11 protein-coding genes, 1 tRNA gene and 1 pseudogene are annotated in these 11,578 nt (G+C 67.0%); 5 read left to right on the top strand and 8 right to left on the bottom strand.

Going from position 1 to position 11,578, the window contains the following annotated elements:
* Positions 1 to 13: 13 nt before the first annotated feature.
* Entirely contained in the window at positions 14 to 190 is a 177-nt protein-coding gene (locus tag ACQY68_RS07710) for a hypothetical protein (protein ID WP_428152455.1), read from the bottom strand.
* A 94-nt stretch (positions 191 to 284) separates the two neighbouring features.
* Here ACQY68_RS07710 and ACQY68_RS07705 point away from each other — a divergent pair.
* Positions 285 to 359, top strand: a tRNA-Thr gene (locus tag ACQY68_RS07705).
* Between the two features lie 64 nt (positions 360 to 423).
* On the opposite strand, the gene ACQY68_RS07700 is transcribed toward ACQY68_RS07705, so the two are convergent.
* The 4 genes from ACQY68_RS07700 to ACQY68_RS07685 form a co-directional block, all read right to left on the bottom strand.
* Positions 424 to 1,020, bottom strand: a complete 597-nt coding sequence (locus tag ACQY68_RS07700; RefSeq protein WP_428152454.1) for a hypothetical protein — start codon at positions 1,018 to 1,020, stop codon at positions 424 to 426.
* Positions 1,021 to 1,093: 73 nt separating this feature from the next.
* Entirely contained in the window at positions 1,094 to 1,585 is a 492-nt protein-coding gene (msrB, locus tag ACQY68_RS07695) for a peptide-methionine (R)-S-oxide reductase MsrB (protein ID WP_428152453.1), read from the bottom strand.
* A gap of 90 nt (positions 1,586 to 1,675) precedes the next feature.
* On the bottom strand, positions 1,676 to 2,101 hold the full coding sequence (locus ACQY68_RS07690; protein WP_428152452.1) for a hypothetical protein: 426 nt from the start codon (positions 2,099 to 2,101) through the stop codon (positions 1,676 to 1,678).
* A gap of 118 nt (positions 2,102 to 2,219) precedes the next feature.
* Complete coding sequence (locus ACQY68_RS07685; protein ID WP_428152451.1) at positions 2,220 to 3,710, bottom strand: hypothetical protein; 1,491 nt, start codon at positions 3,708 to 3,710, stop codon at positions 2,220 to 2,222.
* A 162-nt stretch (positions 3,711 to 3,872) separates the two neighbouring features.
* Between ACQY68_RS07685 and ACQY68_RS07680 the strand changes: the two genes are divergently transcribed.
* Positions 3,873 to 5,855 carry a biotin carboxylase N-terminal domain-containing protein gene (locus tag ACQY68_RS07680; protein ID WP_428152450.1) on the top strand — a complete coding sequence of 661 codons (1,983 nt, stop codon included), beginning with the start codon at positions 3,873 to 3,875 and terminating at the stop codon, positions 5,853 to 5,855.
* A 1,186-nt stretch (positions 5,856 to 7,041) separates the two neighbouring features.
* A complete protein-coding gene (locus ACQY68_RS07675; RefSeq protein ID WP_428152449.1) occupies positions 7,042 to 7,281 on the top strand; it encodes a hypothetical protein in 240 nt (79 codons plus the stop codon).
* Between the two features lie 32 nt (positions 7,282 to 7,313).
* Here the strand turns inward: ACQY68_RS07675 and ACQY68_RS07670 are convergent, their stop codons facing one another.
* A complete protein-coding gene (locus ACQY68_RS07670) occupies positions 7,314 to 7,766 on the bottom strand; it encodes a hypothetical protein (RefSeq protein ID WP_428152448.1) in 453 nt (150 codons plus the stop codon).
* A gap of 198 nt (positions 7,767 to 7,964) precedes the next feature.
* Here ACQY68_RS07670 and ACQY68_RS07665 point away from each other — a divergent pair, with 198 nt between their 5' ends.
* Positions 7,965 to 8,183, top strand: a complete 219-nt coding sequence (locus ACQY68_RS07665) for a type II toxin-antitoxin system Phd/YefM family antitoxin (protein WP_428152447.1) — start codon at positions 7,965 to 7,967, stop codon at positions 8,181 to 8,183.
* A gap of 77 nt (positions 8,184 to 8,260) precedes the next feature.
* Here the strand turns inward: ACQY68_RS07665 and bla are convergent, their stop codons facing one another.
* Positions 8,261 to 9,136: a subclass B3 metallo-beta-lactamase gene (gene bla / locus ACQY68_RS07660; RefSeq protein ID WP_428152446.1), complete on the bottom strand. Its 876-nt coding sequence runs from the start codon at positions 9,134 to 9,136 to the stop codon at positions 8,261 to 8,263.
* 110 nt (positions 9,137 to 9,246) lie between these two features.
* Between bla and ACQY68_RS07655 the strand changes: the two are divergent.
* A pseudogene (locus tag ACQY68_RS07655) lies at positions 9,247 to 10,157 on the top strand (LysR substrate-binding domain-containing protein).
* A gap of 10 nt (positions 10,158 to 10,167) precedes the next feature.
* Here the strand turns inward: ACQY68_RS07655 and ACQY68_RS07650 are convergent.
* On the bottom strand, positions 10,168 to 11,577 hold the full coding sequence (locus ACQY68_RS07650) for a LytTR family transcriptional regulator DNA-binding domain-containing protein (RefSeq protein ID WP_428152445.1): 1,410 nt from the start codon (positions 11,575 to 11,577) through the stop codon (positions 10,168 to 10,170).
* Position 11,578 lies beyond the last annotated feature (1 nt).

Raw genomic sequence — 11,578 nt, 5'->3', positions numbered from 1 at the left:
GATTCGATGACTTTCAGTTGCCGGGCCTGTCGCGCTTCGGCTGAACCGCCTTGCGGCGCCGCAGATTGTCTCGCAGCGCCTTGGCCAGCCGCACCGTACGCTCGGCCTTGGCGATCTGCTCGGCCGTCCGGGGCGCCGGGGCCGTGGTATCGGCGGGCACAGGGGTCGAGGACTCGGGCGGTTCGGTCATGCCGTGACTCAGCCTCGGGAAAAGTTTCGGGGCAAGGGAAAATGGGCTTCCCCCCCGGCGGTTCAGTGGCTATACGGCCGCTTCCTCGGAACAGGCCGCCGTAGCTCAGTGGTAGAGCGCATCCTTGGTAAGGCTGAGGTCGTGGGTTCGATTCCCCCCGGCGGCACCATTCCGAAACGACAAGGCCCGGTCGCGAGACCGGGCCTTTTTCGTTTCAGATCCGGGCGGAAAATCTAATCCTCAGCGGTAATCGGCGGAGTCCGCTCGCGGCGGCTGTTGCTCTCGTCCCAGCTGAAGCCTACCGACATCGACCGCGACCGACCCGGCCCGCCATAGAGCGAATCATAGGCGCCATAGGGCCGGATCCGCGCGCCATAGCCGAGACCGCCGTAACCGAACTCGTCCCGATAGGCCGGATAGCCGTAGCCGTATCCCGGATAGCCGTAGCCGTTCTTCGTCTGGCTGTAGGCCAGGTCCAGCCGGCCGTTCTCCCCGACCGGCAGGGAGACCCCCACCGACACCGACGAATAGTCGTTCGTCCCGATCGAGCCGCTGACGAAGCCGTGCATCTTGCGATCGTCGACCGGCCCCGCCTCCTCGGCGAACGGCTCCGATTCGGGTGCGCGGGCCGCGACCCAGCGGTCGATCTGTTCGCGCGTGGTCAGATTGTGCGGCGTCACGGCGACCACCTGGGCCGCATCGGGCCGGGCCTCGGTCGTGGGAGCCTCGGCGCCCAACAGAACGGCGCCGTCGCCCTGACGCGCCGTCGTGACCACGCCGTCCGGATCCTCCGAACCCAGCAGGGCGGTCAGGGCGAGGGCGATCAGCATGGGCGATACTCCGGACTGGCGATCATCCTAACCCGGAATGGGGCCGGAGCGTGATGCGTTCTTTTCACGCGGGTCAGGCGACCCCGTCGCCGCGCCCCAGCGGGTCGGGCAGAGGCCGCCCCTCTTCCACGAACTGGAGCGCCACGGAGTTGATGCAGTAGCGCAGGCCGGTCGGCGGCGGCCCGTCGGGGAAGACATGCCCCTGATGACTCCCGCAGCGGGCGCAGGTCGTCTCGGTCCGCACCATCCCGTAGGCGCGATCCTGGATGGCCGTGACGTGATCGTCCGACACCGGCCGGGTGAAGCTGGGCCAGCCCGTGCCGCTCTCGAACTTGGTCGTGGCCCTGAACAGCGGCAGGCCGCATTCGCGACAGACGAACACGCCGGCCCGCTTCTCGCCCAGCAACACGCCGCAGAACGGCGCCTCGGTCCCGTGCGACAGCAGAACCCGCTTCTCCTCGGCGTTCAGATCCGCCTCCAGCGCCACGCGCTGCCCCTCGCTGGGCGGCGTCAGGTCGTATCCGGCGGCGGACAGGTTCGGACGGGTGTCGGTGATGTCGGTCATGGACGGGAAATGGGGGTGAGGAGGCGCGGTTCCAAGGTCCCGATATCTTCTTCGCCGGGCCACGACCTGTGGCAGGAGCAACGATCGGCCCTACAGACCTTCCGCCAACCATTGAAGCTTCAGAAACATCGGCCCAAGGCCGGCATCGGTGAGTTGATAGCCGCCATTGAATGCTTCGACGCCGAGCACCAGCTCGCGAACGAGGGTGTGATCGTTTTGCAGAATTGAACCGTCTGGCAGATGTGATCCGCATTTGAGTTCGTAGGCCATCTGGATTGTGACGGCATCGTCCCCTTCGACATAGGTCCCGCTAATCCGACAGCCACCCTGATCAACGCCGACCATTTTGCCATTCCCGACATAGGTCAGCATCGCCAGGCCCCACGCCTCGTCGTCCAACGGGTCTTGATCCGCGCCCGACTGGCGGATGCCGTAGAAGCCGCTCTTGATCGTCACGATCTTACTCCAGCTCGGTTTTTCCAGGTTCTGGCTTGAGGTGTAGCGCGGCCAGGCCATCCGAGGCCACGCGACGGAATGACCGCCTTTCGCCCTGAAAGCTTCGACGCCGACCCAAAACGAAAAAGGCCGGACGAGGTTTCCCCCGCCCGGCCCCATCTCATCCGTTCAGCCCAAATCAGCCGCCGAACAGCGTCCCGACCCAGGTCCGCACAGCGTTCTCGTCCGCCGGGTTGCCCGTGTAGACCAGACCCTGCGCCGGGGTGAACGGCGCGCCGTTCGGGCGTTCGCGGCTGGTCCAGGCCTTGTGGCCATAGCTCAGGTCCGAATAGTTGGACGGCAGGCGGGCCTGCGTCGGCTCGATGAAGATGGTGTCGGTCGCCGTCGTGGAACCGACGATGCGCACGTTCGGCAGCTTGGACAGCAGGTCCAGCGTATCCAGGCAGCCGCCCGAGCAACCCGCGTCGACCAGCACGACCACCGGGCCCTGAACCGGGTTGGCGGCGCCCGTGTCGGCGACGGCGGCGCGTCCCGGCAGGGTGAAGGTCTGCTGACCGGCGGCGATGGCCGTGTCGAAGGCCGCGACGATCTCCTGCGTCTGCACGATCACCGGACCGGCTTCCTGGACGAAGCGCGGGTCGGCCTGCATCCGGCCGAGCGTGTCATTGTACCAGGTGCGGTTGCCCGGGGTGGCGCGATAGGTGATGGCGCCGGCGGCCGGCTGGCGGCTGACGGTGAACTCCGGGGTCCAGATGCGGTTGGCCAAGCCATAGCCGCGCGCCGTGGAGGTGTAGGCCGAGGCGCCCGAGGCGGCGCGCAGGTCCAGCACGAAGCCTTGCGGGCCGCGCAGGGCCGAGGCCTGACCTTCGACCTGCGAGTTGAAGGCGTCCCAGCCCGCGCTGTCGGCGAACGAGTGGACATGCACCCACGGACGGCCGTTGACCGTCTCGACGTTCAGCGGAACCGCCGGCGGCATATAGACGGTGGCGCGATAGGCGGCTTCGAGGTCACCGGCGACCAGCGGCACGGGGCGCAGTTCGACGGCGCGCGGCCGGGCGCGGGCGTCGCGCTTGAACTCGCAGGTCGAGGGCGTGCCGGCCGCGAACGGGTTGTTCCGGTTCCACAGCAGGTACGGCGCCGAGGTGACGCGGCCGGCCTCGGTGTCGAGGTTGCCTTCCCACTTGTCGAGCTTGGCGCGGGCATACTCCTCGATGGGCGTCAGATTGCAGCTGACGACGATCTCGCCGATGCGCGGCGCGTTGCGCGTGCCCGGCTTCACATAGGTCACGACGTACTGGCCGTTGCGCCAGCCGGTCGTGATCCCGGGCCAGCTGATGCCGAAATACGGGCCGAGGCCTTCGAACGACGGGGTGATGGCGATGTTCGAATCGCGGAAGCCGCCGGCGTAGTAGCGCATCAGATAGGCGTGGGCGTCGCCCGAGTTGACCTGGCCGATGCGGCCGTTGGCATCCGTTAGACCGGCGTCGAGCCAGCTGCGGAAGGTGTCGCCCGGCGCGCCGGGGATGACGGCGGCGGGGTGGTTGTCGCGGAGCGCGTCATGCGCGGCCTGCAGGTCCGTGCGCGCCAGGGCGCGGAAGTCCTGCGCGACTGCGGCGGTCGCCGTCAGCATGCAGGCGGCCGCCGAAACGGCGGTCAGAAAGCGGATCATAACGAACTCCAGGCGGGGGATGCGAATGGCTCGGCCGCGAGTTAAAGCCGATCAACCCTGATCTTGCCAAGCGAGAACGGCGCCCGTGTGACGCTTCGCGCATCGAGCGAGCGGGCCGCCCCCCCGTTTACAGCGCCGCGAGGCCCGCCTAACGGTCGCCCCATGTTCTCAAAGATCCTGATCGCGAACCGGGGCGAGATCGCCGTCCGGATCATCAAGACCGCCCGCCGCATGGGCATCCGGACCGTCGTGGTCCACTCCGACGCCGACGCCGGCTCTATGGCCGTCGAGATGGCGGACGAGGCGATCCACATCGGCCCCTCCCCCGCCGCCGAGTCCTATCTGGTCCAGGACAAGATCGTGGAGGCCGTGCGCCGCTCGGGCGCCGAGGCCGTCCACCCCGGCTTCGGCTTCCTGTCGGAGAACCCCGTCTTCGCCCGGCGGCTGGAGGCCGAGGGCATCGCCTTCATCGGCCCCAACCCCCACGCCATCGAGGCCATGGGCGACAAGATCACCTCCAAGAAGTTCGCCGCCCAGGCCGGGGTCTCCACCGTCCCCGGCTACATGGGCCTGATCGAGTCCGACGAACACGCCATCCAGATCGCCAACGAGATCGGCTACCCGGTCATGATCAAGGCGTCCGCAGGCGGCGGCGGCAAGGGCATCCGCGTCGCCCATTCCGACGCCGACATGGCCGAAGGCTTCTCCGCCGTTAAGGCCGAGGCCCTGACCGCTTTCGGCGACGACCGGGTGTTCCTGGAAAAGTTCATCATCGACCCGCGCCACATCGAGATCCAGGTGCTGGGCGACAAGCACGGTACTATCGTCAGCCTGTTCGACCGCGAGTGCTCGATCCAGCGCCGCAACCAGAAGGTCATCGAGGAGGCCCCCTCCCCCCTGCTCGACGACGCCACCCGCAAGGCCATGTCCGAACAGGCCGTCGCCCTGGCCCGCGCCGTCAACTACGACTCGGCCGGCACGGTCGAGTTCGTCGCCGGTCAGGACCGCAGCTTCTTCTTCCTGGAGATGAACACCCGGCTCCAGGTCGAACACCCGGTCACCGAACTGATCACCGGCGTCGATCTGGTCGAACAGATGATCCGTTCCGCCGCCGGTGAGGTCATGGCCTTCGGCCAGGACAACCTGAAGATCGACGGCTGGGCCATCGAGAGCCGCATCTACGCCGAGGACCCCTATCGCGGCTTCCTCCCCTCGATCGGCCGCCTGGTCCGCTACGACCAGCCGGAAGAGGGTCAGCAGGACGGCTATGTGGTCCGCAACGATTCCGGCGTCCGCGAGGGCGACGAGATCTCGATGTTCTACGATCCGATGATCGCCAAGCTGAACACCTGGGCCCCGACCCGCATCGCCGCCATCGACGGCATGAAGCGCGCGCTGGAGGACACCCACCTGCAGGGCGTCGGCCATAACGTGCCCTTCCTCGCCGCCGTCATGGATCAGGAACGCTTCCGCTCCGGCCAGCTCTCGACCAGCTATATCAAGGACGAGTTCCCCGACGGCTTCAAAGGCGCGACGCCCGACCGTCGCCGCACCGACATCCTGATCGCCACCGCCGCCGCGATGAACGAGATCATCACCGAACAGTCCGGCGATCCGTCCGACCGCACCGACTGGATCATCCTGATCGACCGGGACGCTCACGGCGTCTCCCTCGGCTATGACGAGGAGGAGGCCCTGACGCTCGATCTCGCCGGAGAGGATCGCGCCCTCCAGCTCTCCGACATCGACTGGCGCCCCGGCCTGGCCCAGTTCCGCGCCGTCCTCGACCACGAGCCCTTCACCGCCGAGGTCGCCCGCATCGCAGACGGCTTCTCTATCCGCACCGGCGCCACACGCGCCCGCGTCCGCGTCCTGACGCCCCGCATGGCCGAACTGTTCGCCCGCCTGCCAGAGAAACAGGCCGCCGACACCTCGAAGCTGATCCAGTCCCCCATGCCCGGCCTCGTCGTCTCCATCGCCGTCACCGTCGGCCAGGAGGTCAAGGCCGGCGAAACCGTCGCCGTCATCGAGGCCATGAAGATGCAGAACATCCTCAAGGCGGAACGGGACGGGGTGGTCAAGGCCGTCGGGGCCAAGGCCGGCGACCCGGTGGCGGCGGACGATGTGCTGGTGGAGTTCGCGTAGGCGCCGCCTTGGCCGCCCCCTCCTCTCCTTTCGTCATTCCGGGCGAAGGCGCGCAGCGCCGCAGACCCGGAACCCAGCGGCGCGCGAGAGCGCGAACCTGTCACGCACGCGATAGGTGGACCATTTCGCCTTCGCTTCGCTACGGCGTCACCCTGTTCCGGGTCTCCGCTACGCTTTAGCCGGAATAGGGAGGCATACGGACTGAACGATGGTCGAGAGCCCCGTTCTCCACCCGGCCAGATGGTTCACTCGGTCCGCTCTCGACCCGTTGCAGACGCTGGCTAGGGCTGACGGAATGCTCTTGCGCGCCGTCCATAGAACCACTCTGAACCCGCGAGGATGGCGAGGCATCCTCCCCAAATCACGTAGATGCCCCCAGGTGTCTGTGCCAACCATGGGCCGATCAAAGGCAGCCGCCCTTCGCCGTTGAAGACAGATGCTCCAAGGACGGCGATCAAGACCAACCTGACACAGTGCAGAGCGTAGTGGACAAGCTTCGATGGCCGCGCCGCGTTATGTCTCAGAAGGTCATCGCCGGTGAGTGGTGCTCCGAACAGCCAGTTCAAAAAGCACCGCGTTTGCGTGGTGGAGCCATCCATCCACCCTCACTGTCGGTTGTGGGTTGTCAGGTGTTGCAAAGTCCGCCTTCCCCCCATCTCGGACGTTCGGCGTCTGACTGCGAGGAGTGGTGCGGACGTCAGCTTATCGGCGCTGAACCAACGACCGCTTTCGACCCATAGCGGACGTTGAGCTTATGGACCAATGTGCACCGATGACAGCCAGCCGCACACCGTTGGAGCGCCCGGTCAGAGTCCTAAGCTGGTTTTCGCTTGCCCAGATATTGCCCGCATCCCTAGTGCTGTCAGGCTGCGCCGGGATGACCCAAATACCTACGAACTGCGACTATAAGGCTATTGCTGAGCAGACGATTGCTAAGCGCTATCCATCATTTGTGTCGAACACGCCTCTGACACTAGTGCGCCGTGGGCGCGTCGTGGAGGGGTATTACCCGCTGCCCTATGTGATGCCGGGAGGGACCGCACATACCGAAGTTCGAGTTCGAGACTGCTCGGTAGCCGAGACCTGGCTGAGCCAGTAGCTGATCGGCCTTACGACTAGCCCTCCGCCAAGCTCCTGTCCGCTACCCACCCGTTGCAGCCGTTCGGCTGATGGCCGACAACAGGGGATGACCCCGGTCGCTCAAGCCATGGAATACGCATTCATTGCGATCTGGATCGCAGCGATGGTCACGTGGTTCGTGGGCGCAGCCCATTTCCTGCCGGTCTGGTGGGCACTGGCGCGCAAGCGCAAGCCTGAACGCCGACACATCAAGTGGTCCCTGATTTCAGCGGGTATATTCATTGCCTTGGTGGGAGCGGGTTTCGGGGTCGGAGGCATTGCCGAGTTGGCCGGAGGATGGGGCTGACGGGAAGGTCCGCTATCGACCCATAGCGGACGTTAGGCCGGATCGTTAGCCGAAGTGACTGCAAGAGTCGTAGCAATCACGCCGAGAAAGCCGACCACTAATCCTGCGGAAAACTCCGCGTAGACATGGTTTACCTGCCATCGCCAAACTTCGTCGTCGAAGCCGGGCCACCAGCCTTGACTTTCGTTGACGTAGAAAAGCCAAGTCACAAACGCCCAGAACGTAGGCAGGCCGACGAGTATCGTCCCGGTGGCGACCAACCGGTGCACAAGCCTTCCTCGGAAGATTAAGGCGAGAAGGCCCAAAGCGGCGAAGAGCGTCCACCCCAGAAAAACGTGCGCCGGCGCGACCGCTAGCGTCGTCCACAAGTCGACTAGGCCCGCTCCCCCACCGTTCAGACCTGCCAGCACGAAGCCGCAGTAGGCGAACGCGAAAAACGCCGCACCGAACGAAGCGAAAGACCTGACCACACGAGCCTTCGTCATAGACCAGAGCCTACACGTGCAACGTCTGCTTTCCACCCGTTGCGGAAGTTTCACGTGTCTGCTGCCATGCGCGACATTCAATCTGCATAGGCTCGTGGCGAGAGTCTTCGGACAGTGCCCCCACTGGTCTTTTGCCGTCAGTCCACTACCTTTTCGTGCATGGAAACGGTCGACGTCCGCGCCGCGAAGACGCAGCTCTTGCACCTCCTCAAGCGCGTCGAACAGGACGAGACCATCATCATCACACGCGCTGGAAAGCCGGTCGCCAAGCTGACCCCGCTCGATCCCGAAAAGACCGACCGTGTCGCCCTCGCCAAGCGCCGCCTCGGCTTCCTGCGAGGTGAGATGACCATCCCGGACGACTTCAACGAAATGGGTCGTGAGGACATCGAGCGCCTGTTCAACGGCGACGAATGAGACTGCGGCTCAACACCCACATCGACCTGCTGGACGGCTACCCCGGCGACATCCGCCGCGTCTGATGCGCGCCCCCCCTACCGCTCGGTCGCGAGCCGGTTCGAGAGCAATCCACGCGACCGCTCGACATAGGTGCGGCACGCGCCAGGCCGATCGCTGTATCGTCCCGGACCCGCATTGTCGGGATGCGGAGAGATCAGGATGTCGCACGGCAACCCGTCCAGAAGCCTGTAGGTCGCCCTGAATCCTTCAAGGATCGGAGCGCTCGACGGCGCTGTGTAACGGTAGCCCTCGGCGGATACGGGGTTGATGCTGGAGGCGAAGACGATCGCCTTGCAGTCCTCCGCCTCGCACGCCTGCCAGCTCCAGCTCATGCTGCCCATCGTATGCCCCGGCGTCGCGTGGGCGGTGATCCTTGTGTGGCCGAGCTCTATCACCTCGCCATCCGCCACCACCCGGATCCGCGTCACGCGCGGCCAGGCGCCGCCATAGGCGAGCTGCGGATCGTCCTGCGCCAAGGCTCCCGCCCGCAGGCCCTCGGCGCCGCGGGCGCTCGCGATCACCGTCGCGCCGGTATCCCGCGCCAGCGCGGCAAGACCGCCGCTGTGGTCGTAGTGCGGTTCAGTGCTCAGAATAAATTTGATGTCTGCTGGGTCGAATCCCAGACTGCGGACATTCTCCAGGATCGCCGGCGCCGCTTGCGGCAGTGCGCCATCGATCAGGACCAGGCCCGCGCCCGTATCGATCAAGGCGACGCTCAGTCCGCCGAACCCCACGAGATAGGTGTTTCCGAAAACCTTCTCGGGCGGCAGGGGCGCAAGCCACGTCCTGGCTCTTTCGACCTCCATCGGTCGTGTCAGAGGGTCGTCGGCGCTCTGCGACGAGCCGCTCACCGCGCTCGCGCCGATCGGCCCGGGCGCGACGTCCCCATTGAGCCCCGGCATCAGGCTCATGCCCGCCAGCAAGGCGGCGGCTATCGTCCATCTGATCATTCTGGTTTCCCTTCACCCTTGGGATGCCAAGCTGCGGGGCAGGCGGCAAAGCATGATTTCTCGACAAAGCCATGAGATTATTTGATGGTCGGACGATGGACCGCGCCCAGCTCCCGCTCAACGCCCTGCGCGCCTTCGAGGCGGCGGCGCGCCACCTCAACTTCACCCGCGCAGCGATCGAACTCTGCGTCAGCCAGGGCGCCGTCAGCCATCAGGTCGCGCAGCTCGAAAGCCGGCTGGGCGTGCGGCTCTTCCACCGTCTGCCGCGGGGCCTCGCACTCACGGACGAGGGACAGGCGCTGGTCCCCGTCCTCGCCGAGATGTTCGACCGCGTCGCCGCGACCCTCGACCAGTACGGCGAAGGCCGCTTCCGCGAACCCCTGAAGGTCGGCGTCGTCGGCACCTTCGCGACGGGCTGGCTGCTCCCGCGCCTCGACGCCTTCGCCCGGGCCCATCCGTCGATCGACCTGCGGATCTCGACCAACAACAACCGCGTCGACATGGTCGCCGAAGCGCTGGATTTCGCGATCCGCTTTGGCGACGGCGCCTGGCACGGCGCCCATGCCGAACCCCTGCTCGCGACGCCGATGACGCCGGTCTGCACCCCGCCATCGCCGCCCGGCTCAGATCCCCCGCCGACCTCGTCCATGAACGGCTTCTGCGCTCTTACCGCCCGGACGAGTGGGCGCTCTGGTTCGATGCGGTCGGCGTGCCCACCCCGATTTTCCGCGGACCGATCTTCGACAGTTCGGCGCTGATGGCGTCGGCCGCCGCCGCCGGTCTCGGCGTCGCCCTCGTGCCGACGGGGATGTTCACCCGTGAACTCGCATCGGAGCTGCTCGTCCAGCCCTTCGCGACAGAGGTCGATGTCGGCCGCTACTGGCTCACCCGCCTGATCTCCCGTCCGGAGATTTCCGCCATGCGGCAGTTTCGCGAATGGATCACGGAAGAGATCGGGAAACCCCTGTCTCCACTCGGCTGACACCGCCGATCTAGAGCGCTGCCCCTTCCAGAGCGTCCCGCACCGCCGGCAGCCGGTTCCGGCTGATCGGCAGCGGCGCGCCCTCGCCCATCAGCAGCCGTCCGCGCCCTCCGTCGCGCTCATAGCCCTGCACATGCGCCAGGTTGGCGATCACCGACCGGTGCACCCGCAGGAACCCGCCCGGCAACTCCGTCTCCAGCCGGTCCAGCCGCGCCGCGTGCAGCAGCCTGCGCCCGTCCGCCAGCCTGAGTTCGACATAGTCGTCGGCCCCTACCACCGCGACGATCTCCGCCAGCGGGACCCTCAGCACCCCGCGCGCGGAGGCCACGGTCAGGCAGTTCGGCCGGGCGGCGGCGCGGGTCAGGGCGATCTCGCGCTCCTGATCGTCCCGCCCCAGCCGCACCACCTCGGCCATCAGCAGCGGCAGCACCAGTCCCGCCGCGAACAGGAAATAGGACAGGTCCACCAGTCCCTCGGGGAACATCAACCCGACCGCCGCGAACACCGCCAGATAGGCCAGGGTCAGCCGCGCCCCCTTCTGCCGGCGCCAGACCGCCACCCCCGCCGCCACCGCCGACAGACCGACGCCGACCGCGAGCGCCGCGATCGTCTTCAGGTCGAACCCCGGGGCCAACCCGCTCAGTGCGATGCCCACGACCGCGATGCCGATCATCGCCCGCCGCGCCCGGGGCTGGAACCGCGACCCCACATAGGAGACCAGCAGCAGGGCGAAGACGGCCGTCAGCCCCCAGATCCCGACCAGCCGCCAGACGTGGACCGGATAGGCGTAGGGAACCAGCGTCCTCATCGTCTCCAGAATAGCCTGCAGCCCCGAAACTCCGGCCATCGCCGCCAGCGTCAGGCTGGACCCTGTCCGCCTCAGCGCGTGGATGACCCCGAACCCGAACGACGCCGCCAGCAGGGCTCCGGCCGCCGCGAACGTCGCCGCCAGCGCGACGGGCCGCGACGGCAGCGGATAGGCATGGACCCCCAGCCCCGCGATCGGACTGTCCAGCCGCAAGCCGCCGTGGAACGACGACATCCGCACGACCAGTTCGTTGTCCGCTCGCCAGGCCCCGTCGCCGATCGGGAACACCGCCTGATACCGCCCCGGAACCTCCGCCTGCGCCGTCGCGCCCGGCCGCCCGTTCGCGCCCAGCTTCCGGCCGTTCAGCCAGACCTCCGACGATGCGATCCCGCCGACATAGAAGGCCTGAGGCCCCTCTCCTGCCGGACGGTCGACGGCGGCGCGCAGCCACAGCTCCCGCCGCTGCGGATCGATGACGCCCTCGACCGGCCGGCAGTCGCTCAGCACCGGCCCCGACGCGCCGTTCGCCCCGCGACAGACCTCCCAGTCCTGCGCCCCCGCCACGCCCGGAAGCCAGATCAGAAACAGGGCGAGGAGAAGCGCGCGAACCATG

Source organism: Brevundimonas sp., assembly GCF_965278935.1.
Classification (GTDB): Bacteria; Pseudomonadota; Alphaproteobacteria; order Caulobacterales; family Caulobacteraceae; genus Brevundimonas.
Note: the sequence above shows the minus strand (reverse complement) of the source record. Positions and strands in the feature narration are given on the sequence as shown.

What these genes read in the sequence shown, in the direction of transcription:
- ACQY68_RS07710 (WP_428152455.1), bottom strand. Translation starts at nt 190, where the DNA reads ATGACCGAACCGCCCGAGTCCTCGACCCCTGTGCCCGCCGATACCACG.
- ACQY68_RS07700 (WP_428152454.1), bottom strand. Translation starts at nt 1,020, where the DNA reads ATGCTGATCGCCCTCGCCCTGACCGCCCTGCTGGGTTCGGAGGATCCG.
- msrB (WP_428152453.1), bottom strand. Translation starts at nt 1,585, where the DNA reads ATGACCGACATCACCGACACCCGTCCGAACCTGTCCGCCGCCGGATAC.
- ACQY68_RS07690 (WP_428152452.1), bottom strand. Translation starts at nt 2,101, where the DNA reads ATGGCCTGGCCGCGCTACACCTCAAGCCAGAACCTGGAAAAACCGAGC.
- ACQY68_RS07685 (WP_428152451.1), bottom strand. Translation starts at nt 3,710, where the DNA reads ATGATCCGCTTTCTGACCGCCGTTTCGGCGGCCGCCTGCATGCTGACG.
- ACQY68_RS07680 (WP_428152450.1), top strand. Translation starts at nt 3,873, where the DNA reads ATGTTCTCAAAGATCCTGATCGCGAACCGGGGCGAGATCGCCGTCCGG.
- ACQY68_RS07675 (WP_428152449.1), top strand. Translation starts at nt 7,042, where the DNA reads ATGACCCCGGTCGCTCAAGCCATGGAATACGCATTCATTGCGATCTGG.
- ACQY68_RS07670 (WP_428152448.1), bottom strand. Translation starts at nt 7,766, where the DNA reads ATGACGAAGGCTCGTGTGGTCAGGTCTTTCGCTTCGTTCGGTGCGGCG.
- bla (WP_428152446.1), bottom strand. Translation starts at nt 9,136, where the DNA reads ATGAGCCTGATGCCGGGGCTCAATGGGGACGTCGCGCCCGGGCCGATC.
- ACQY68_RS07650 (WP_428152445.1), bottom strand. Translation starts at nt 11,577, where the DNA reads ATGGTTCGCGCGCTTCTCCTCGCCCTGTTTCTGATCTGGCTTCCGGGC.